The organism is Methanosarcina sp. UBA411 (genome assembly GCF_002495725.1).
Classification (GTDB): Archaea; Halobacteriota; Methanosarcinia; order Methanosarcinales; family Methanosarcinaceae; genus Methanosarcina.
This window is the reverse complement of record NZ_DAGK01000004.1, coordinates 53,004-73,819: the sequence shown is the minus strand read 5'-3', so window position 1 is coordinate 73,819 and position 20,816 is coordinate 53,004. Positions and strand designations below refer to the sequence as shown.

21 protein-coding genes, 1 tRNA gene and 1 other RNA gene are annotated in these 20,816 nt (G+C 41.0%); 11 read left to right on the top strand and 12 right to left on the bottom strand.

Translation table 11 applies throughout. The features are described 5' to 3' along the window. Positions 1 to 33: 33 nt before the first annotated feature. Positions 34 to 1,659 carry a methylamine methyltransferase corrinoid protein reductive activase gene (locus tag BP861_RS02370; protein WP_292372207.1) on the bottom strand — a complete coding sequence of 542 codons (1,626 nt, stop codon included), beginning with the start codon at positions 1,657 to 1,659 and terminating at the stop codon, positions 34 to 36. A gap of 306 nt (positions 1,660 to 1,965) precedes the next feature. Between BP861_RS02370 and ffs the strand changes: the two genes are divergently transcribed. The 10 genes from ffs (at position 1,966) to BP861_RS02320 (ending at position 9,145) form a co-directional block, all read left to right on the top strand. Next, an RNA gene (gene ffs, locus BP861_RS02365) (signal recognition particle sRNA) lies at positions 1,966 to 2,281 on the top strand. Between the two features lie 135 nt (positions 2,282 to 2,416). Continuing rightward, a tRNA-Ser gene (locus BP861_RS02360) sits at positions 2,417 to 2,501 on the top strand. A gap of 213 nt (positions 2,502 to 2,714) precedes the next feature. Beyond that, a complete protein-coding gene (locus BP861_RS02355; RefSeq protein WP_292372205.1) occupies positions 2,715 to 4,703 on the top strand; it encodes a monovalent cation:proton antiporter family protein in 1,989 nt (662 codons plus the stop codon). A 241-nt stretch (positions 4,704 to 4,944) separates the two neighbouring features. Then, on the top strand, positions 4,945 to 5,637 hold the full coding sequence (locus BP861_RS02350) for a DUF1538 domain-containing protein (protein WP_292372203.1): 693 nt from the start codon (positions 4,945 to 4,947) through the stop codon (positions 5,635 to 5,637). After that, positions 5,634 to 6,362, top strand: a complete 729-nt coding sequence (locus BP861_RS02345) for a DUF1538 domain-containing protein (RefSeq protein WP_292372201.1) — start codon at positions 5,634 to 5,636, stop codon at positions 6,360 to 6,362. The genes BP861_RS02350 and BP861_RS02345 overlap by 4 nt, the downstream gene beginning before the upstream one ends. Continuing rightward, positions 6,352 to 6,699 carry a P-II family nitrogen regulator gene (locus tag BP861_RS02340; RefSeq protein ID WP_292372199.1) on the top strand — a complete coding sequence of 116 codons (348 nt, stop codon included), beginning with the start codon at positions 6,352 to 6,354 and terminating at the stop codon, positions 6,697 to 6,699. The genes BP861_RS02345 and BP861_RS02340 overlap by 11 nt, the downstream gene beginning before the upstream one ends. Before the next feature lie 843 nt (positions 6,700 to 7,542). Further along, complete coding sequence (locus tag BP861_RS02335) at positions 7,543 to 7,926, top strand: DUF2178 domain-containing protein (protein WP_292372197.1); 384 nt, start codon at positions 7,543 to 7,545, stop codon at positions 7,924 to 7,926. Between the two features lies 1 nt (position 7,927). Beyond that, positions 7,928 to 8,152, top strand: coding sequence for a helix-turn-helix transcriptional regulator (locus tag BP861_RS02330; RefSeq protein WP_292372195.1), 225 nt, complete (start codon positions 7,928 to 7,930; stop codon positions 8,150 to 8,152). A gap of 437 nt (positions 8,153 to 8,589) precedes the next feature. Further along, positions 8,590 to 8,769 carry an MM0924 family protein gene (locus BP861_RS02325; RefSeq protein WP_292372193.1) on the top strand — a complete coding sequence of 60 codons (180 nt, stop codon included), beginning with the start codon at positions 8,590 to 8,592 and terminating at the stop codon, positions 8,767 to 8,769. A gap of 199 nt (positions 8,770 to 8,968) precedes the next feature. Further along, entirely contained in the window at positions 8,969 to 9,145 is a 177-nt protein-coding gene (locus BP861_RS02320) for an MM0924 family protein (RefSeq protein ID WP_292372191.1), read from the top strand. A gap of 175 nt (positions 9,146 to 9,320) precedes the next feature. Here the strand turns inward: BP861_RS02320 and speB are convergent, their stop codons facing one another. The 3 genes from speB to BP861_RS02305 all read right to left on the bottom strand — a co-directional run bounded on the left by speB (position 9,321) and on the right by BP861_RS02305 (position 13,005). Beyond that, entirely contained in the window at positions 9,321 to 10,196 is an 876-nt protein-coding gene (speB, locus tag BP861_RS02315) for an agmatinase (protein ID WP_292372189.1), read from the bottom strand. Between the two features lie 82 nt (positions 10,197 to 10,278). Beyond that, on the bottom strand, positions 10,279 to 10,665 hold the full coding sequence (locus BP861_RS02310) for a translation initiation factor IF-5A (protein ID WP_292372187.1): 387 nt from the start codon (positions 10,663 to 10,665) through the stop codon (positions 10,279 to 10,281). Between the two features lie 522 nt (positions 10,666 to 11,187). Then, the gene (locus BP861_RS02305; protein ID WP_292372185.1) at positions 11,188 to 13,005 is read right to left on the bottom strand and encodes an aldehyde ferredoxin oxidoreductase family protein; all 1,818 of its coding nucleotides are present in this window, start codon (positions 13,003 to 13,005) and stop codon (positions 11,188 to 11,190) included. 166 nt (positions 13,006 to 13,171) lie between these two features. On the opposite strand from BP861_RS02305, the gene BP861_RS02300 reads away from it, so the two are divergent. Continuing rightward, a complete protein-coding gene (locus BP861_RS02300; protein WP_292372183.1) occupies positions 13,172 to 13,609 on the top strand; it encodes an NUDIX domain-containing protein in 438 nt (145 codons plus the stop codon). A 36-nt stretch (positions 13,610 to 13,645) separates the two neighbouring features. Here BP861_RS02300 and BP861_RS02295 read toward each other — a convergent pair whose 3' ends face one another. The 8 genes from BP861_RS02295 to mmp3 form a co-directional block, all read right to left on the bottom strand. Further along, on the bottom strand, positions 13,646 to 14,299 hold the full coding sequence (locus BP861_RS02295; protein WP_292372181.1) for a matrixin family metalloprotease: 654 nt from the start codon (positions 14,297 to 14,299) through the stop codon (positions 13,646 to 13,648). 293 nt (positions 14,300 to 14,592) lie between these two features. Beyond that, positions 14,593 to 15,057, bottom strand: coding sequence for a carboxymuconolactone decarboxylase family protein (locus BP861_RS02290; RefSeq protein WP_292372179.1), 465 nt, complete (start codon positions 15,055 to 15,057; stop codon positions 14,593 to 14,595). Between the two features lie 142 nt (positions 15,058 to 15,199). After that, the gene (locus BP861_RS02285) at positions 15,200 to 16,132 is read right to left on the bottom strand and encodes a methanogenesis marker 7 protein (protein ID WP_292372177.1); all 933 of its coding nucleotides are present in this window, start codon (positions 16,130 to 16,132) and stop codon (positions 15,200 to 15,202) included. A gap of 1 nt (position 16,133) precedes the next feature. Beyond that, positions 16,134 to 16,733, bottom strand: a complete 600-nt coding sequence (locus BP861_RS02280; protein ID WP_292372176.1) for a methanogenesis marker 17 protein — start codon at positions 16,731 to 16,733, stop codon at positions 16,134 to 16,136. Between the two features lie 7 nt (positions 16,734 to 16,740). After that, positions 16,741 to 17,988 (bottom strand): methanogenesis marker 15 protein, encoded by a 1,248-nt coding sequence (locus tag BP861_RS02275; RefSeq protein WP_292372174.1) that lies wholly within the window; start codon positions 17,986 to 17,988, stop codon positions 16,741 to 16,743. Further along, the gene (locus BP861_RS02270) at positions 17,985 to 18,494 is read right to left on the bottom strand and encodes a methanogenesis marker 5 protein (RefSeq protein WP_292372172.1); all 510 of its coding nucleotides are present in this window, start codon (positions 18,492 to 18,494) and stop codon (positions 17,985 to 17,987) included. Before BP861_RS02270 ends, BP861_RS02275 begins: the two co-directional genes overlap by 4 nt. Then, a complete protein-coding gene (locus tag BP861_RS02265; RefSeq protein ID WP_292372170.1) occupies positions 18,491 to 18,934 on the bottom strand; it encodes a methanogenesis marker 6 protein in 444 nt (147 codons plus the stop codon). Before BP861_RS02265 ends, BP861_RS02270 begins: the two co-directional genes overlap by 4 nt. A 308-nt stretch (positions 18,935 to 19,242) precedes the next feature. Beyond that, entirely contained in the window at positions 19,243 to 20,799 is a 1,557-nt protein-coding gene (gene mmp3 / locus BP861_RS02260; protein WP_292372168.1) for a methyl-coenzyme M reductase-associated protein Mmp3, read from the bottom strand. Between the last annotated feature and the right edge of the window lie 17 nt (positions 20,800 to 20,816).

Here is a 20,816-nt window from a genome sequence, read left to right as displayed (position 1 = left end):
ATCCTGAGCACACTTCTTGTTTGGGTACACTTTTTATTCCTGCAGTTCCTGGTCGAAAACCTTAAGATTTTCCCAATTAAATTTTTCCGGTGGACAGGCTCGGATACACTTCTGGCAATGAGCACCTTCACAGAGGTCCGTGCTTATCATAACCCTGTTTTCTTCGTCAATTGATATGGCACCAGTTGGGCATACTTTAATACATTTTTTGCATTCGGGGCAATCGACAACCATAGTCATGTAAGTTCCGACTCTTTCAAGAACGTAAAGCCCTTCTTCTCCAAGAACTGGAATATCTCTCTCCACACGTTTCTCGATAATGGGATTCTGTATAGGGTCTCCAAGCCCAGGAAGGCCCTTCTTTTTGAGATATTTCTTGAACATTTTAAAGGGCATACCTTCCTCCCAGTATGCCAGTTCGAGAACATATACGTCACGGAATTCCGGAGCAGTAGCAAACATTATATGTGTGCCTATTATTTGACTTGCAATATCCTGCAGTTCCCATAATCTCTTTTCCGAAAGCAGAATTTCACGGGCTACTGCAAGTGAAGTGTTTCCAATCTGGCAGATCTTTTCTGCTGAGTACGGAATCAAACCGATTTTCTGGGCTTTTATCGCATCCATATAAGTGCCGGCAGCACCTGCCATATAAGCTGTATCTATGTCTGTCATTTCGATACCTGCGGTTGAACAGAGCGTAATATGCCCTGCACGAATAGCACCTATAGCTTTCCCGGCTTCTTTCAAGTCTTTTTCAGAGAAATCCATCCGATTTTGCAGATGAATTCGCCCGTCCGGAGTTTTTATCTTTGGAAGCTCTATAAGGCTGTGTCCAATTCCTTCTTCTATTAGAGCTATGACCCCGGTACCTGTAATTCCCTTGGCTTTGATCTGACCTTTATCAAGGACATCTCCGGTTGCAGGATCTATGAGATCTCCGGGAATTGGTTTCATTTCTTCACTTAGAACGTAATTCCTAAGAGCCTTATCCTCAAATTCAAAATCTGATATGGTGTAAGGAGACGCAAGGTTTCCGTGCTTTATTTGTTGTCCTTCGAGGGCAGGGCCAGCAGCTGCAGACCCGGTATAAATGATATCCTTTACTTTAAGAGCCATCTCTGCATTTGTTCCGTAGTCTGTGGCAATTGAGATTTCGTCGCTATCAAGCATTCCGGATTTTACTATCAGAGCCAAGGCGTCGGCCCCAACTTCGTGCTTTATTGCGGGAGGAACTACGACTTCACAATCATATTCATCAAGCCCGGGAATTTCGCTGCTATGTACGATTCTTGCGCTTCGGTCCTGTTCCTGTATATTATACTTCTTTTTCTTCCGTTCTCCTGCATAAGCCAAGTCCTCAATGTTTATTCCCTGGAAGATGGATAATTGAATTGGATTTCCACAGATTGAAAGCCTTTCAAGTTCTTCGCTTTTCACATCAAGAGTCTGGAAAAGATTCTTTACTGCATTTATAGAAAGTCCGTGTGCGAGATCCTGCCCATAGTGAATTGCGAAGTCCATGTGATCCATCACATTCGCTCCGGGAAGAGGGTTCCTCAAAGTTATTACTGTTCTTCGGATCTCTTCCGTATCAAGATCGATTTTCTGAGCTCGATACCCGCTTGTTCCAAGGTCAATTGCAACTCCACATCTCATAGAAACTCCCCTGATTCTCCCTATTTTACTAGGTATATTATTTTGCTCTACTAGCCATTCGAGATTTATTTACACATTATTTTGAAAAATAACGTATAAATAAATAGGGTGATTTATTCCTCCCTACATATTTTAAGACCCTCTGAACTTATCTTAATACGCTGTTTCGGCTGTTTTAAACTAGTTCTATTCTCTTTGCTTTTTTCTTTTAAGACCTATAGAGCATTTCAATCCCATTACTAAAAATAGATATCGGGAGGGGTATGACTGGCATATCTTTATATATTACAAGTGACTTTGTATAGCTGATGAGCTAGTCCGGGTAGCCCGGCGTTACCTATAACCCGAAACTCGCCGATATGCGGGGGACGAAGCCAAAGGAAGATGCGTCGAAGGGACTCCAGCCTGGAATCTCAACGGAGAAGCCCCGTCCTGCTGGGATGGTGCAGGTATGCGGGTTTGCTGGAGAGCAGGTCTTCATACCCTAACTGCGGAAACCGGTCGAGGCCCGGAAGGGAGCAGACTAACTGTGGGCAACTATCGCTTGCGGGGCTGCGGGGTGGAGAAGAGGCTCCAGTCTACTGGAATCTTCAAGATTCAGCAACCTGAGGCGTGCTCATCGCTTAATACATCAGGCGATTCAGTTTTATAGCACACTATTACCTCTTGTAAAAATAGTCTCTGTGAAATATTTCGTCTGGAAAAGATTAAATACATAAAATGCGTTTAAGGGGACGCGCTTCTTAAAGTCCTTTGTGACGAGATAGCCAAGCCCGGTATGGCGCGGGATTGCTAATCCCGTGATGCTCTGCATCCCGGGGGTTCGAGTCCCCCTCTCGTCGTTTCTTTTTTTCAAAGCTTTATCCATAGAGATTATTTTTTATTTCTTACATCTCTTTGTAACATTCCGTATCTACATTTTATACAAAATTTCATTCCAACAAGCTTCTTTCTATATTATTAAGTCAGGGTTCCGAATTCATAGTCAGTCTCCTGACTTTTCGACAGTTCATTATATAAAAACATTTATATTATTTAAAAATTAATTTATATTGATGGCGACTACTCTTTTATCTGACCTACTTATTATTTTTGGGCTTTCTATTCCTGTAGTTTTTACTTTCTCAAAATTAAAAATAGCTCCATTGATCGGCTTTCTACTTGCTGGCATTCTTGCCGGACCTTTTGGTCTTGGGTTAATTCGAGATATAGAAAATATTGAGCTTTTAGCCGAAATAGGAGTCGTACTCCTGCTTTTTACCATAGGTATGGAGTTTTCACTGCGCGACCTTTTACAACTTCGCAGAATCGTAATCTTTGGAGGTGGATTGCAGCTTTCTATAACTGCAGTTATCGTTGCTCTCATATTCCTCTGGCTTGGCAATTCCAGAGAATCTTCTATTTTTCTTGGGCTTTTAGTGGCATTAAGCAGCACTGCAATTGTCCTCAAACTATTACAGGAAAAAGGAGAAATCTATAGTCTTCATGGGCGAACGTCTTTAGGAATATTGATTTTCCAGGATATCGCCGCAGTGATAGTCATCCTCTTGATCCCGGTTCTTGCAGGCATTCCAGGAACTGATAAGTCCTTTTTAGAGCTTATTCTTCAGGGTCTCGGGCTAATCGTATTTACTATTCTAAGCGCCAGATATGTCGTTCCTTTCATTATGTATCAGGTAGCAAAGACACGGAATAATGAGCTTTTTCTCCTGAGTGTTGTAGCAATTGGACTTTCTGTAGCCTGGCTGACCTCTATGGTTGGTCTATCTCTGGCGCTGGGGGCTTTTCTTGCTGGCCTGATCATCTCGGAATCTGAATATTCGGTTCAGGCTCTTGGGAATCTAATCCCATTCAGGGATATGTTCATGAGTATTTTTTTTATCTCGATTGGGATGCTGCTTGATCTCGATATATTAAAAGAACATCTTCTACTGATCTTGGTTGCTACCCTGGCTGTACTGCTCCTGAAGGTTCTGGCAAATAGTTTGAGCACTTTTCTCATAGGCTTTCCTTTGCATACAATGATCCTGGTTGGATTTTCTCTTTCACAGGTTGGGGAGTTTTCCTTTATTCTTGCAAAGGTAGGCTTTACAAGTGGACTGGTTTCCTCTACTATGTATCAAGAATTTTTGGATATGGCAGTACTTTCTATGGTACTTACCCCTCTTCTTATGAATATAGGGTACCGAACCACAGATTTTGCTGAGTCGCTACCTATTCCTCAAATCTTGAGACAGGGCTGGTACAGTAAATTCAAAGAAAACGGATCTGAAGAGAAACCTGAAAACCATGTAATTATAGTAGGATTCGGGATAAACGGTAGAAATGTCGTGAATGCCGCAAAAGCAACTTCAATTCCCTACATTGTAATTGACATGAATCCTGATGTCGTACGTATAGAGAAACAGAAGGAAGAACATATTTTTTACGGGGATGCTGCTCAGAACGCCGTGCTGGAACATGCAGGCATCTATACTGCGAAATCTGTTGTCGTGACCGCAGGCGATCCTTCCAGTGCCAAAAGAATTATTGAAGCTGCTCGGAGATTAAACCCAGAAATCCACATCATTGCCAGAACGCATTTCCTTAGTGAGCTGGATAAGTTTTATTCTTTTGGAGCAAATGAGGTCATCTCTGATGAATTCGAAAGCTCAATAGAGCTTTTCACAAGGGTGCTTCACAGGTACTTAGTTCCCAGTAGTGAGATCAATTCTCTGGGTTCAACGCTACGTGCCGACCATTATAAGATGCTCCGAAGTCCTGGTATTCCCAGAAAGAAATTTTGCGATGTGGCTCTTGATTTTGCAAATGTGGAAATCCGGAGTATCAGGGTCGGGAAGCTTTCCAAAGCAGCAGGAATGACCCTTGGAGAACTCAATTTTCGTAAAAATTACGGAGTATCTGCACTTGCAATCTCACGCAATCATAAAATTATTCCCGGGCCGGCAGCTGAAACTGAAATTCTTGTGGATGATATTCTACTTGTGATCAGCCCACCAGAAAATCTCGATGAAGTTAAAAAACTTTTTGAAGGCGTCGGGTAATAGTTATCTTTAATACTTTATCCAAATTAACAAAAGTAGTCAAGTGTGGGCGAAAAATTTTATATATTAACTACGTAATTTTATCTATACTTAAGTCTAAAATTCTGTCGGGGTTCAGTGGAATACTTAATTATCCACTGTTGGCAAATGGAATTTTCGATCTTGTTTATTTATATAATCTACTTTAAATTCTTATCTTACTATCTTTTCAAGTAGGTCGCATACATTTGGTGGAACTTTTATGATGCGTGATGTTAATGAAACTTTTCGGGAAGTTATCCAGGCTATCTTTCCTTTAACCTTAGCAGTAGTGTTACTGCTGCTTGTGTTCGTTGGTATAGGTCTGGATGATCTTATCTCTTTCTTGATGGCTACAGTTCTAACTGTAATCGGAATGACTTTTTTTCTAACTGGAGTTAAGATGAGTATGCTCCCTATTGGGGAGGCAATCGGAGCTGACTTACCTAAGCACAACTCACTGGCTTTTATTGCAGTAGTTGCGTTTTTACTCTCATCTTTTGTGGCCATAGCAGAACCTAATGTAAATGTTTTAATTAACATGATCGATTCAGCTTTGCAGGGTAGCATAAATAATAATTTATTGATAATCTCAATAGCCTTCGGAGTAGGGCTTCTTATGGCTATTTCCATCCTGAGGATAGTATTTGGGACTCCGATCAAATATCTATTTGCAGCAAGTTATTCAATTATACTCTTGCTGTCCTTCTTCGTACCTACTGATTACCTGGCAATTGCCTTTGATTCCGGAAGTGTGACTACAGGGGCTATGATTGTGCCTGTGATTATGGGCCTTGGAGTAGGGATGGCTTCTGTATTGCAAGATAGATCTGAACTTGATGGTTTTGGACTTATTGGCCTAGCAAGTATAGGTCCCATATTGAGTCTCATGTTGCTGGGGGTTCTATCTTCATGAGTTTAGAGAGTACAGGAATCTTGCTTGTGTCTTTTGAAGTTATTCAGTCAATTGCTCCTTTAATAGTTTTCTTCACGCTATTCCAGATATTATTTCTAAAGTTGCCATTATCACAATTAATAAGGCTTTATACTGGATTAGCTTTCACTGCATTTGGCATGATCTTATTTCTTCATGGTGTTAACAATGGCTTTCTCCCTGCGGGAACCCAGATCGGCGAATTTTTTGGCGAATCTAAAAAAGGCTTTTTGATTCCTATAGGTTTTGTCCTTGGTTTACTTGCTACTTTAGCAGAACCTTCTGTAAGAGTATTATGTTACCAGGTTGAGGAGTCTTCCAATGGTTATATAAGATCAAATCTTATGCTCTATACCCTTTCATTCGCAGTTGCTATTCTGGCTGCTATTTCAATGGCCAAGATCATCTATAGGATTCCTTTCCTGTATATAATAGTCCCAGGTTATTTATTTGTCCTTATACTGTTATGGCTCTGTGACAAAGATTTTGTGGGTATTGCATTCGATGCAGGAGGAGCTGTAACAGGTCCGATGGCTGTATCTTTTCTTATGTCTATGGCAGTAGGTGTAGCCACAGCATATGAAGGGGCAGATCCTGTTGCAGACGGCTTTGGCCTGATCGCGATGATAGCATTAGCGCCCATTATTTTCGTTATGCTACTCGGGGTTTATATAAGATTTAACGGAGGTCAAAAGAATGTCCAATGAGAAAGACTTTGTATTAATAGTAACAATCGTAAAAAAAGGCTGGGGTGATGAGGTTATCAAGGCTTCAAAAAAAGCCGGGGCTCATGGTGGAACAATCTTGTTTGGGCGTGGAACAGGAATTCATGAGAATAAAAGTATTCTTGGCTTAATGATTGAACCCGAAAAAGAGATTGTCCTTACGATAGCTGAATCTAGTATTGAAAACAATATTCGGAACAGTATTATCAAGACTATAAACCTTGATGAACCGGGAAAAGGTATAGGCTTTGTAATTTCTTTGGATAAAGTGTTTGGTATTAGTCATCCGTTTTATGAAACGCTGCTCTCAGAGAAATAAAAGAGCTATAGTTGTTATATGTAGCATGCTCGCCACAGAATAATGATTAAATATCCAGAAGTATATGAAAATAACAAAAAGAGAACTCATATCTTTTAAGAAGATATGAGACTCTAAAACGTTTGAAGTCACTTTTGTTACTTCTGCGTAAACTTTTTTGAGACTTGCAGGTGAAATAACTTCTCCAGGGAAAAAGGAACTTTTGACGAGCCTCCCTCGATCCATTCCCATCGTGATCAAGAATAGCAATAGAGAATAATAGTAATAGAGGATAAGGAGAATTTCTCAAACTGCGACTGCGGTCAGAAATTTTAAGATTCCTTTATAGGGTCAATTACGAGAATCATACTCTGGCAGTTATAAAATTGACCCTTTTTATCATCTGTATCGCTGAAAAGTAATATTTTAAACTGTTTCCTATTGAACATTACAGCAGGAAATCAGAAAAAGTATGATGAGACAAATCCAAAATACAATTTCAATGTATCTTAAAAAATTATCTTCCATAGTTCTAGTACACAAGACCCATATAAATTATTTATGCAGTTTCTTCTTCTAACACATTAGAATTCTCAAAAAAAGGATTTCTAATTACTTTTTACTTTCTACCTACTCTGTCTTGATATCTTGCTTCTCTTATTCTTTCTTCTATCAGTCTGTATTCTTTTGCTTTTAACCAGTTTTCGACAACTTTATATAATGTATCTATCTATGTACAATATGTAAAGTTTACGTTACTTATTGTATACAAAAATATTCAATTTGTTTTTAAAACTATACATACGAATGCTACTAATATAGAAATTTGACTGAAATTGAAACATGTATTTAGGGAGTTATTAGATGAAACAGAAACGACTTCGTATAATTTTGTTCCTGATTGTAATTTTAATGGGGACGGTTTTAAGTTTTGCCTTTTCGATAGGAAGTCCAGTACTTGCTATAGGTGTCTTCTTAGCAGGGGGAATTGCCATATATATCTTTAAAAATAGACAGGAAGGCATTGTGGAAGACGAACGTATTTACCAGATCAGTCAGAAGGCTTCGAATGTTACTCTCCGAATAGTTACACTGGGTCTTGCAATTGGGGGTGTAGTCCTAATATCCATGAAAGATCTCTATCCCGGGTACACTTACCTTGGTCTCTTCATGACATATGCTAGTTGCTGGGTTATTCTGCTTTACTCCCTGTTTTACATATACTATAACAGGGAATTTGGTGGCTGAGATGAAGAACAATATTAAAGTTTACAGGGCAATGCATGACCTTACCCAGGAAAGCCTGGCTGAAAAACTGGGAGTGACAAGGCAAACTATACATGCGATTGAAAAAGGCAAATATGATCCATCTCTTGAGCTTGCATTCAAACTTTCCAGGTTTTTTGGCGCCTGTATTGAGGATATTTTCCTCTATGAAGACCGTGAAGCCGAGAGTTCTAAAAGAAATAGTTGATCCGTTTAATTACGAAATAAAGGATTTATTTGCTTAAATCTCAGAGACATTTCTCTTAAAATTTTCCAAAATGACTCTAATTAAACCCTTTTTTATTAAAATTTGGGTTCACAAGCTTTTTCCAGATAAACTTAGCTTTCCCGGATTCCTTAAGCAAGTAAACCAGGAGAAAAGGAGCCATATAATCTTTTTTTATTTTCGGGAAAACGAGACCTAAAAACTACACAGGCTCTCAGGTAAGTAAGCTAATTTTCCTCCCGTAATTAATGGCGATGTACACTGAAAAGCAATTTTAGTTTCTAAATATATTTATATGAAATGAAAGGGTATTTACAATTAACGGACATTTGTGGATGTACAGACTGCCAATTTCTGTCATCAAGCGAACTAACAGATAAATAATCAAGTTGCAAAAATTAAGCAGGGGAAATAAATCTATGATGCAATCGTTTATAGTGGAGCACTATCTTAACAAGAATGTAGATGTTTACTGTGGTGGACCTGATGTTTTCAGGGGAAATGTAGAAGCCTGCGCCGATAATGTTCTGACGCTCAATAATGAAGGGAAACTTACCCATATAGCCATTGACAAAATAATAGCACTTTGGGGTCAATAAGTTCAAAATTTCATATTCCTTTACTATTTTATATAAAGGATAACTAGATTAAGAAAAGATCCTCCGAGTCGTTTTCTATACTGATTAAAGCTGGAAAACACTCTGAAAAGCTGGATTAGTTCTTTATTTTCCAGAATAAGGGTCATTCAAATTATAGAGTTAGAGTTTAATACGTGAGAAAATATTGAGGTGTAAAGAAATGCAGCCTTTTATAGTAGAACACCTTCTAGGCGAAGTCGTAGATGTTTACTGTGGGGGTCCTGATGTTTTTAACGGAAAGGTGGAATCCTGCGCAGACAATGTGCTCACTCTCAAGCAGAATGGAAAGTACACACACGTAGCCATTGACAAAATAATAGCCATTTGGCTCGCTTAACTGATTTAAATCGTCAATCGATAAATAGAGTATTGGATCCTGGACGTATTGAGTCCTGAAAATGTTCCGAAGCTTTAATACTTCGCCTTTTCCAACTTTTTCAATTTCAAAAAATGAGTAATCCTATCCATTGCGAATTTTGGATCTCTCAGGATTACTTTTCGGCTTTCTCAGCTCATGCTTTCCTGCAACTATTTGCATGGGAAGCTATAAACTCTCTCATTAATTTTGCCCCAAGCATGGCACTTTGCCCGGAATCGTATTCAGGGGCGATTTCTACGACGTCAAAAGCCATTGAGATCGGAGCAAGCGTCCGTATCGCGGTCCTTACATCCCGAGCACTCAGACCGAATGGCTCAGGTGTGCCGAGACCAGGAGCATAAGCCGGATCTATTGCATCCATATCAAGGGAAAGATATAGCTGGCTGCAATCAAGCCATTCAATGGCTTCTTTGAGGATTTCTACCATGCCTGTGGATTCCACATCGTCAGCTGTATAATATTTAAGGTTATTTTCCCTGGCAAAGACCCATTCTTCTTCCGGACCACTTCTGATACCTATAGAGACAAGATTCTTCGTAACCTCATTGAGAATATTTCGGGACACGCAGGCATGGTTATTCTTAAAGCCCCTGTACTCTTCCCTGAGATCAAAATGAGCATCCAGAACAAGGACTCCAAAGTCCTCTCCTGCGAGTTCGGCACAGGCTTTCACCATAGCGAAAGTCAGAGAATGCTCTCCACCAAGCATAATGGGAAGCTTTCCGTCATTCAGGAGGTCTTTTGTAGCGTCGTAGAGACTCTGCAGGGTCTCATCAACCGAGGCTGAAGTTTCCAGGTTTCCTGCATCATATATCGGAAGATCCACAAGATCTATGTCAAAAGTCGGGTTATAACTCTCAAAATTAGCAGAGACCTGTCGCATAGCGTCTGGAGCCCAGCGGCTGCCTGCCCTGTAAGAAGAGGTATTATCAAAAGGCACACCGAAGATAACATAACGTGCAGATTCATAGTCTGCAAGAGCGTCTATAAAGGAATTGGGTAAAAACATACTTTAACCTGATATGAAATTATTTGCTTAAAAAAGAATGACTCAGGCTGTTAACCTGAGTTTTCACTTTAGTTTTGAAAGTTTATGTCCGTATATCGAGCTTGACCTTGCCAAGGGCCGTAATATAAGAAATCTCTTCGCCCTCTTTGACCTTATCCTTATATTCATCAGGAATTACGATCTCAAAGGTTGAGAAGTCTCCCATGTCCATGAGTTGGGCAATGTCGCCGGTGATCGAGATTATCTGTGCAGTCTTCCTTTCCACAATCGGAACATAGACTTTGTTTGCAACTGAACCTATATAGGAACGTTTCTGACCGTCAAAGAGGCCTATAGCTTCGACTCTTGCCTTTGCAGCTCCGTGTTTCCCAGGCTTGGACTTGGTAATGCTTTTTATGACGCATGCTTCGTCATCAATGATTACATATTTCCCTTCTTTAAGTTCTTTTACTTCTACCTGCTGTTTCATAATGATTCTCCCATACGTTTTTGGATGTTTATAAATAAGTTGTAAATGCCATTTCGGATTTGTCGGACACTTTCCGCGGCTCCGACGAAGTAGTATAAGAAGGCTTTCCTAATTTTTAAGCCTGTCTCTTATTCTGTCCACACATTGCTAATCTTCTGCATGGAAAAATGGAAAATATTCCTGGTTTGGGGTGACTACAGAATCAATCTACAGATCGAGAACTAATACGATTAATTATCCTTGACTATATAACGCTTGTGCGAGATTCTGCGTCTTTAGACTGGATTTCGGGAAAATTTGCCTGAAATCTCTTGAATAAATTGGAAAAACCTAGGTTAGAGGAATACTGGATTAAAGGAAATATTGGATTTCAAAGAGAAAATCCTTTACCTTATAAAATTTATTATCTCTTTTGGAGCTTGTATACAGTAAAAATGCTTTAAAAGACTTTTCCTTTCTTTTTCTCTTTGAGACGTGTTACACCAAATTAATTCTATACTTCTAACCTCTCGAACTGCATTTTCAGTTTTCTTCTTTAAAGCTGAGTCCAAGCTCCTTTAACTTCTCCGGCTTCGGTATTCCTTCCTCATCCCAGCCACGGTAATGGTAATATTCCTGAAGTGCAGCTTCAAACTCCTGCTTGGGAAGCCCGTGTTCTTTATCCTCTCCCTTGTTTTCAAACAGCCTTTCAGGGAGGGTATCATCTTTCCGGGTAAATCCAGCTTTGAGGTTATAAGTTTTCTCCAGATTATAGATTCTTTCTCCGATTTTCAGAAGTTCTGCAGGGGATATCTCCATACCTGTAGCCGAAAGAAGGAGGGCCGAAACGAGTTCTTCGTTAAGGACAAAACCCGAGTAGGGGCAGAATACAAAAGAGTCTAGAACTGCAGTCAGATTTTCAAATACCTGAAGGATACCTGCTTTTCCTTTAAGGCTCAAACGGTCAAGACTTACAGGCTTTCCAAGTACCTCGGGACCGACCATAAAAGCAGTCAGATAGTCTCCTCCGTGGGTGGATGTAGCATAAGCCAGGGCCTGCCCCCTTATCCCTCGCGGATCAAAACCTGCAAGTTCGAGCCCTTTTACATCCATGCTTAAATCTTTTCTCCCAATGCCTGAAAAGTATCGTCTTGCTCCATTTCCGAGTTTTCCTCCTTCTCCGATTTTAGAGAGCATGGATTCCAGTTCATTATCTTCAAATATTCTTGCTTTAAGTTCTCTGCATGCTCCAAGAACGGAACCTGCTGAGATAGGGTCAAGTCCGTAATCCTTACATATCCTGTCAGCTTCAAACACGGAATTCAGGTGAGGATTTTCAAGGTTAAATCCGAAGGCCCAAAGGGAATCATAATCAGGCAAGATCTGCCCAGTTTCTTTAATTCTCTTTTTACAACCCAGAGGACAGCAAGGGCAACTCTCATTTTCAAGCTCGAAAGTGTATTTGATATATTCTCCTGAAAGCACGTCTGAGAAAGAAGTCTTCCTTCCGGTAAAGTTCCTGCTGGGGATAAGATTCATGTAATCGAGTAATTTTACAAAGGCACATGTCCCATAATTTGCAAGACCTTTGGAAAGCACGGGGTTTGCATCAAAAAGTTTCAATACTTTTGCTTTAAGTTCTCTGAAGCTCTCTAGATCGGAAGGCAAAAGTTCTTTTTCTCCTTTTACAACCACAGCTTTTAGCATCTTTGAACCAGCAACTGCACCAAGACCTCCTCTTCCGATATGTGTGGAATCAACAACAAAGGAAGAAATAAGAACCTGTTTTTCTCCTGCTCTACCAATACAGGCCACCCTGCCTTTGCTTTCAAGGGCTTCGGTACATGCTCTAATGTTCTTTCCCCAGAGCTGTTCTGCGGGCAAAATTTTAATGCTTCCTCCCATTATTTCCACATAGGAAGGCCTGTTTGCCTTTCCGGTGATTACCAGAGCATCAATTTCAGCTTTCTTCAGTTCGCTTCCGAAACCTCCCCCCATATTCCAGCTAAATATTGTGCCTGTTAACGGTGATTTCGATGTAAGGACTGCTCCTGAAGCCATCGGAGCAAGGCCTGAAAGAGGCCCTGAAGTAAAAATTAAGGGATTTTTCTGGTCAAAAGAATTAATATTAGCATCTTCAAGCTCGGAAAGCAATCTTACCCCAAGCCCTCGGCCGCCAAGGTATTTTCGAATTAAGTTTTCATTGGTCCTGACTATACTTACCGATTCGGAGCCAAGGTCTACATATACTGTTTTTCCTGTCCACCCCATCATTTTTGAGTCCTCTATTCTCTTTTCCTTTTTTGCTTTTTTAGTTGAGAACTTTTTTTCAAGTAGCTGCCAAGATTCTATTAAACTCACCTTTTTCTTGGTTTTACCTTTTTCGGTATTGATTTTTCTATTCGACCTTATTTATTTCAGACCATTTTTCTGCGGTTTCAATTTTTCCTCACTTTAAGAGAAAATTGTATCTTGAAGATATTAAAAGAGCCAGCCTTTAAGACAGAGAAATCTCACATATTATTGTATGAATCTGGAGAAACCTTACATCGTTTCTGTTTATGCCATTCTCCGGAACGAGAACGGTGAATTCCTGCTTCTCAGGCGGTCGGAAAACTCCCACAGCAATCCAGAAAAATGGGATCTTCCAGGGGGAAAGTTAATTCGCGGAGAACCCCTTGAGGAAGCTGTTGTGCGGGAGGTCTGGGAGGAAACTGGAATTTCAATCGTTCCTGGAGAAATCGCAGGATATGCTACCTTTGAGCTTCCGGAAAAAAAGGTGATTGCCATAGTATATGATGGAGGATATATCATTGCTGATGTAAAGTTAAGCCACGAACATACTGAACATATATGGAGTTCTCTTGAGAATATTCTGGAGATGGATGCCCTTCCTGACCATTTTAAAGAATTCTTTCAAAGATTTGCGATAGAAAATAAAGAACCTCCAGAGCTACCTATTTAATTCGTATTCGATTTGAGGTTATTTAAATATAACTTTTTACTTGAAGTACTTATCCTCAAGTATTTTCCTTTTTTTCTTGCTGCGGTGCCAGCTTACCCCGAGGTACAGGAGAACTGCAAGAGCTGCAAGAGCTGCTATACGCAGTAAGGGACCAAATTTACTCAAGAGGAGGGGGTTTATATTGTCTCTTTGCTCATATTCGGGATACATAATATCCCTCCTATCACTGCTGTGTCCCAGCCCAAGAGCGTGTCCAAACTCATGCTTCACAATAGAGAGCATTGTCGCATCTCCGTACTGGCGCCAGGCTTTACCCTGATAGTTTCCTACCTCAAGCACTATATCTACCCTTACATATCGACCATCCGATATCCTGGGCCTTGCATAACCAGCAACGCCTGAGGGAGCACCTTCAACTTCTTCCAGATTTTCTACCCATTTTACTCTGATATCCGCATCTTTCGAATCCACAATTTTAAAAACAGGCGTGAACTCTAGGTTTCCATTTCCTCCCTCCACCCAGTATTCCATAGCCTTTTCTATCTGTGCATAATAAGTAGGGCTGTAGTGCTCAGGCACATTGCTATCATCTATATATACCGTTATAGGAGAGTGATCCCACGGATGGTCTAAAATCCTTTCTGAATTTGCTTCAGATGCGGCCGAGATATTGGATAAAACAATTACCATCAGCAACAGCACAAAGGACAATTTAATTCCAGATCTACTGTCTCTATTTATATAAACCGGCCTCCATAAAATAGTTGTTTGATCCTGAAGTAACAGTATCATTTCTTACACATATTTTGCAGACTTTGGTATAGAATCTGGTGCAAGAGTACTGTCTACTTGACGGAGAGTATGCTTTCTGTTAATAACTTCCGATTGGAGAATTCTTCTCAAAAATAATCAGATTCCTGACAAACTGAATTTATAAAACCCTCAAAAACGAATTGGCAATTTGCCAAATTTTTTCTGTTTATTTAAGAGCGGCTAGATATATTGCATATCTCACAGTCTGGATCATAGCAGTGTTTTTCTTCTTTGTTTCCGTTGTCCGGAAATTCGGATGCAAGAGCTCTTGTACTTTCGGCAAGCACTGCGGCATTGGAAATTGATGCGCCTATCATAATTGCATAAAATATTTTTTCTTTCTTTATCCCTCTTCTTTTTGCGACTCTAATATGCATTTTCAGGCAATGCTCGCAGCGAAGGGCAGAAGCTACACCTATTGCAATAAGTTCAACTGTTTCTGGATCGAGGTTCTTGAATCCCCTCATTATGGAGTTTTCATAAAGTGTTTTTGGGATGAAAATCTCCGGGAGATCTTTCATGAAATTCATTATGTAGGGAACTTCACCATATTGACTCCGGACATCCTCAAGGAGTTCAGGAACAGCTTTCTCAGGATCCTTTTTCAAAATTTCCACAATATCCTCAAGTTCCATACGAAACCACCAGCATAGATTAACGTGGAAAAAAGATTCACACACCGTTTTCTGTATAGGCTTTACATTCTAAAGGATAAGTGAAAAAACACGAACCCAGTAAAATGTAAAGTAGATAACTATTAAAGCAACAGAACCCGGGTCAAATTGCAAAACCAACGTCAGACTTAGATTTGATTTTTATCAATATATAATTTTTCATTTTTGATCTGGAAATATTTGAAAGCTCGGAAAGATTAACTCCTTCATCAAATTCCAGTTTTTCAAGCCTTTCATGAAATTCATCATAAGGCAACTTGACTCTAAGCCCGTTAAGCTGGAGGGTAAGTGGAGCAGGCGAAAGTACAGTTCTAATTTCCGGAACTTGGTTTTCAATCTCTTTCATAACTCTGGCAGGGAGCACTGCAAGAGGATCTTTTGCCTGCTGTTTACGAATATTGTCAGCAATCTTTCCAATCCCTTCATTAAGTTTATCAAGGGCGCTAACCTCCTCGGTTTTCCTTAACCTATGAGAAGTCCTTCCTATGTTTCCAACGTAAAGGTCTGCTCCGGGGACGTCTTCGGTCTTCAGGTCCGGTCCGCCTGTAACCACAATCGGGATTTCTATGCCCTCAAAGAGCTTTGGCTTCTTGTTTATTATGCAGTCACTGAACGACCCGAAAGTGAAAACTGCAATATCGTGTTCGTTGATAAGTTTCCTTTCGTAATCCATGGATAGAGAGACTCTGCGCCCCATTCCTCTTGCAAGTCCTATCATGTTCGTATTGGCCCCGGGATGGCGAAGATACTCTGCTACGTCGCAGGCTGAATGTGGAAGGTGATGAGAAGCAAGGGTCGGTGAAACAACTGCAATCTCAACTCCAGTCAGGGGAGCTTCTATCATCATCCCGAGCAGTTCATCAGACTGTTTTTTCACTACTGGGACATCTTTTTCCGGAATAAGCATTATAAGGTTGACTTCAGTCCCTGTAATTACTTTCTGGATTATGTAGCCTCCCAGGTCTTCCAGCAGCTCAATTAAAAGTCCATGCTTGTGGACGCCACCTGTATAAAGATAGGGTTGAAGTACAGCCATCTTACTTTTTCCCTCCTTTCGTCAGTTCTTCAAGCATCGCTCCTGCCTCTTTAATCCATTCTTGTTTTAGTGCTTCCTCAGACGCCACAAAAATAAACTGGTTACCTTTATATAGATGATACCGAACCCTGAAACCCTCTGGTGTGACACGGATTGCGAAATCAACAAGGTTTTCATGAAGCCTGTGCCTGGGATCTGCAACCATCATATCTTTAAGAAAAGCGGCTTCTTCCTCTGGTTTATCCGTACTTATGGCTACAGTCCAGCGGTCCGGCTGACTGATGTTTGCTTTCCCGTAGCGTTCCCAGAGTTTTCCCAGTAATTCTGGAATATACTGCTCTTTTTTGATCGAAATTATTATCTCACGGGCAACCGGTTTTGCTTCAATATCTGCGACATCAGCTGTTGTAACTCTGGTACCCACATCCCTCAGGAGAATTGTCATCTGAAAGAGAGAATCTTCAGGTCTCAACACTACCTTTATTCTCCCTATTGCCGGGGCAAGCTTGAGACTTACAAGATTGTCCTCGATAATTTTTCTGTAAAATTCTTGCTCCGAAGCAATTGCGGACTCGACATCAAAGATCTCAAGCGAATCCATATTTCCCTCACTCCTCCACAAAGCCCGAAGCAAGCAAAGCTGCTCCTACTGCTCCTATCATATGTGAGTTCTCGGGCACAAGGACATTGATCTTGAGAAGCTCTCCGAGGGCTTTTGGAACTCCTGCAATTAGTGATGACCCACCTACAAGAATCAACGGCTCTTTAACATCCACTTCCTGCAACTGCTGCTCATATATCTGTTCTACCACACTATAACAAGCGGCTGCAGCCACATCTTCAGGAGTAGCTCCTTTTGCAAGAGAATTTACAAGGGATTGAGTTCCAAAGACTATACAGTAGCTGTTCATGGATACATTTTCGTGCATGCCTTTGACTGCCAGGGCTCCCAGTTCGGTAATATCTACACCAAGCCTCTTTGAGATCATCTCAAAGAAACGTCCTGACGCGCCTGCGCAGATTCCCCCCATTGTAAACATACCGGGAATCCCGTCCTGAACTGAGATTGCCTTGTTGTCCATACCGCCTATATCAATTACTGTTGCATTGCCTTTCTGCTTATTAGCAAGATAGACGGCTCCTTTTGAGTTGACAGTTATTTCTTCTTGGATAAGCTGAGCTTTTAAATGGTTCCCTATAAGGAAACGACCATATCCCGTTGTACCTATAGCTTGAATTTCTTCCCTGGCAACCCCGGCCTCTTCTAGGGCAATAGAGTAAGCTTCTTCAGCACTTTCAAGAACTTTTGTTGTGGGTACCCAGCCCTTACCTATTATCTTATTGTCCCTCATTATCACGGCTTTTGTGGTTGTTGACCCTGAATCTATTCCCGCAGTCAGTCCGGTCTGAACTTCTCTTGTAAGAAGGTGCCTGCGTCTGACAATTGTAGTAAGAGCTTCCAGGCGAGTGAGCAGCGTACCTGCACTGGTGCTTTCGGTAAATGAATAACTGATTACCGGAATGTTGGCGTGCTCATGAATGTACCTTCTGACCTCATTTCGTACAATAGCTCCTTCAGCACATCGGAAACAGGTAGTGATAAAAACCCCTTCAGCATTAGTTGTGCCTTCAACAACAGCCTTTGCCCTGGCCATCATAAGCCTAAGGTCTCCGCTCGCAACCTCAAGCCCGAAATCTTTGCCTATAGTATCTATGGATGCAACATCAATTTCAGGATAAATAAATTTTGCATTTACCTTAGCTGCGGCTTCTTCAAATTCGGGCTGAACTCCGGCATACTCAGAGCCGCAGGATACTAGTGCAATTTTGACAAGTGAAGATTCTTCAGCGCTCATTTCTTGTCCTCCTTTTCTGCCGATTCTTTCTCTTCCACCTTTTCGTCTTCAGGCTTTTCTTTAGGCAATGACTCCAGAAATGCTACGATTTCGTTTACGAAGTCGCGGGCTTCCTCGTCGGATTCCGGGTACTTTACCTCGAGTACAGGGACACCTTTTGAGCGGACAAGATACTTCGTCAGCTCATTTGTGCGGTTACAACCCACACAGCCAAAGTCAGTAGGCGGATTTTCAACTATAATTGCAGCTTCTGTTTGCTCTATAAGAGGACCTATCAGCGCCATCCTTCCTCTCACTCCAGCCGGTACTTCAATTGCAGCATATTTAAGACCCAATTTAGGATCTTCAGGAGTAATATTTATAGGAGGAGAATCAAGGCTGAGGCTTGTAACTTTTCCTCGGATCTGGCTCATCATGGTAAGGGGCTTGTGCCCGAAACGTTCAACCAGGTCGGCTAAAATAAGACTGTTAATAGGGTAAATGAAAACCTTTGCCAAGAAATTCACCTCGCAAGCTCTTCTTCAATAACTTTCTCCAGGTCCGAAGTTTTAAGCCTGCATTTTGTTTTGCTTTTTTCCGCTAAACATTTCTTTTCTTCCAGTTCGTCAAGTGCAGCCCCTATGGCAGGAAGCATCTCTACTTCTTCCCTCAAAAAATGGAACCCAGGCCGTGGACCTCCTCCCCTGCTTGCGCGGCAGCGCCTCTCATCTCCTGGAGGGAATCCCCTGTCTTTTACAAAAATATGATTTTTATCCAGCTGCCGGATTTTTTCGACCAGTGTCTCGACATCATCTTTGGCTCCTGATACGATAAGTCCAAAACAGGTCTCCTTTACCGTAACTGGAAACTCTGATTCGTAGATCTTCATAGCTGCGTCTGAAGGCAGCACTTTATCCGAACTGATTACAATGTACTTTGTAATCTCTTCTTTTTTCGTTTCCGTCATCTTTCGTCTCTCCTTAGCCTCGGGAGACTTCACATTTGATAAATTCATGTAAATCCGCTTAAAGATCTGGATTCATTAAAGCGGCCGCATTATTATGAGCTGATTATTATCTAACTTATTTGTTAGTAAGGTTTTAACCCGGCACCACCAAGACGACTTTCAGCTTGAGTAATTTGAGTAATTTATCATCGGGTGCTACACGGATACTTACTTATTACTGTGCACATGTATATTACTTCTTTTATATATTATCTTTCTTATGCGTGCTTCAGTATTTATTCAATTGTTTTCTGTTTATACTTTTAACTTTACTTGCGTACAGTTTCAGTTACGTATACCGTATCTCCTTCTTTGACTCCTAGGAGCTTTTCAGGATTAACTATCCGGCCGACAATATTAGTTGAGGAAAATCTTTCTCCTGTGGGGCCGAAAAGCTCGTCATCTCCAAGTCTCACTCCTATAATCCCCATTCTCTTTGCCGCCTGATTTGTGATCCCTATTTCTCCTCCGAGTACTTTGTCCGTGGGAGTATTTTCTGGAAGGATTTCCTTATACTTCACGACTTCCTTTTCTGTTTTAAAAAGATAAGTGTCGTCATATATCATGTAGACAGGTAGCTTCCCAACGGTTTTTGTCTTAAGTTCAAGGCCATGGCGGAAGAAGTCCACAGATTTCGGGGCTTTTTCAGGGTAAAGTTCAATCTCAATCAGTTTATCTCTGGATACTGCACATGCTGTTACTTTTGCTTCCCCAAGGATCTCCAGGGTTGTTGGCGGATCCTGACTGACGATTACGGCATCCTCTCCAGTGTATCCGTCTTTTATCAATTCAACACCTATGGAAGAAAGTACTGGCTCTACCTCTTCAAAGCTATGCCCCAGAAGCACTATCTGGGGTGGAAGACACTCAACCGAAAGTTTCTGTCCTTCTTCTACAAGCTTGATAAGCTCGATACCTTTCGTTACCTGCCCTACAATTGAATGTACAAGGCTTGAAGGCCGCTCCTCTCTTGAAATATATATTCTGCCCAAACCATACCCAACTGTTCGGACCGAAATTGCACCTTCTCGTCTCGGCTCGAAATTTTCATAAGGGGTAGTTTCTCCCTTTAGGCTATCATCTGAAATAAATGAGCTGGTAGTAACATCTACATTGAGAGTTCCTTCACGGGTCAGGGCATAGAAATTTTCTGCCCCTCTGGGAGCATTCCTGGAAAGCTCAACTTCAAAATAAGTAAATATTTTGTTCCCGTCTTCAAGCAGAATAGAAAGATCAGTTGTACATGTCTTTTCTGAGATTTGTTCCCATTCTATAATTGGCTCAATACCAAGGATTGTATCCTCTCTGGAAAGCCTGGATATGATTTTTCTTCCTGTCACAACTTCTGCAAAAACTCCGTCTTCAGGAGTCCCATATTCTGCAGTATGTCTTTTAAGTGAAAAAATAAGATGAGTATTATGGGGATCAAACCCTCCTGCTCCAAACATTACCTCAAACGCTTCAAAGCTTCCTGTCTCACGCGAAGGTTTAATTTCAGCTTCAAAGGGCCCGAAAGCCAGAGCTTCAGGACTTGCCCAATGGACAGATTTTCCCTCATACTCTTTAAAATGCTCAGTCCATAATTTTCCTGAAGGTGATTCAGGATTTTTTATTTCTATCCTGAATTCTCCCCTAGGAGTATTGATAGCGTATTCGGTGACTGTTTCTGTCTTTTCCTTAGCGGCCTCTTTCAGAATTCCAACCGCTGTACCTGCTATATAAGAGGCTCTGGAAACTTTAAGGGCATCCCCAAGGGTAGAGCCTGCAGATAAGGTATATTTTTCCCCATTCACCTCTACGCTGATCTCATTACTCGTAATCGGCACCTCATTTTAGTATTCTT

Excerpts from the sequence above, each read along its gene's own strand:
- BP861_RS02370 (WP_292372207.1), bottom strand. The coding sequence starts at position 1,659 with ATGAGATGTGGAGTTGCAATTGACCTTGGAACAAGCGGGTATCGAGCT.
- BP861_RS02355 (WP_292372205.1), top strand. The coding sequence starts at position 2,715 with ATGGCGACTACTCTTTTATCTGACCTACTTATTATTTTTGGGCTTTCT.
- BP861_RS02350 (WP_292372203.1), top strand. The coding sequence starts at position 4,945 with ATGATGCGTGATGTTAATGAAACTTTTCGGGAAGTTATCCAGGCTATC.
- BP861_RS02345 (WP_292372201.1), top strand. The coding sequence starts at position 5,634 with ATGAGTTTAGAGAGTACAGGAATCTTGCTTGTGTCTTTTGAAGTTATT.
- BP861_RS02340 (WP_292372199.1), top strand. The coding sequence starts at position 6,352 with ATGTCCAATGAGAAAGACTTTGTATTAATAGTAACAATCGTAAAAAAA.
- BP861_RS02335 (WP_292372197.1), top strand. The coding sequence starts at position 7,543 with ATGAAACAGAAACGACTTCGTATAATTTTGTTCCTGATTGTAATTTTA.
- BP861_RS02330 (WP_292372195.1), top strand. The coding sequence starts at position 7,928 with ATGAAGAACAATATTAAAGTTTACAGGGCAATGCATGACCTTACCCAG.
- BP861_RS02325 (WP_292372193.1), top strand. The coding sequence starts at position 8,590 with ATGATGCAATCGTTTATAGTGGAGCACTATCTTAACAAGAATGTAGAT.
- BP861_RS02320 (WP_292372191.1), top strand. The coding sequence starts at position 8,969 with ATGCAGCCTTTTATAGTAGAACACCTTCTAGGCGAAGTCGTAGATGTT.
- speB (WP_292372189.1), bottom strand. The coding sequence starts at position 10,196 with ATGTTTTTACCCAATTCCTTTATAGACGCTCTTGCAGACTATGAATCT.
- BP861_RS02310 (WP_292372187.1), bottom strand. The coding sequence starts at position 10,665 with ATGAAACAGCAGGTAGAAGTAAAAGAACTTAAAGAAGGGAAATATGTA.
- BP861_RS02300 (WP_292372183.1), top strand. The coding sequence starts at position 13,172 with ATGAATCTGGAGAAACCTTACATCGTTTCTGTTTATGCCATTCTCCGG.
- BP861_RS02295 (WP_292372181.1), bottom strand. The coding sequence starts at position 14,299 with ATGGTAATTGTTTTATCCAATATCTCGGCCGCATCTGAAGCAAATTCA.
- BP861_RS02290 (WP_292372179.1), bottom strand. The coding sequence starts at position 15,057 with ATGGAACTTGAGGATATTGTGGAAATTTTGAAAAAGGATCCTGAGAAA.
- BP861_RS02285 (WP_292372177.1), bottom strand. The coding sequence starts at position 16,132 with ATGGCTGTACTTCAACCCTATCTTTATACAGGTGGCGTCCACAAGCAT.
- BP861_RS02280 (WP_292372176.1), bottom strand. The coding sequence starts at position 16,733 with ATGGATTCGCTTGAGATCTTTGATGTCGAGTCCGCAATTGCTTCGGAG.
- BP861_RS02275 (WP_292372174.1), bottom strand. The coding sequence starts at position 17,988 with ATGAGCGCTGAAGAATCTTCACTTGTCAAAATTGCACTAGTATCCTGC.
- BP861_RS02265 (WP_292372170.1), bottom strand. The coding sequence starts at position 18,934 with ATGACGGAAACGAAAAAAGAAGAGATTACAAAGTACATTGTAATCAGT.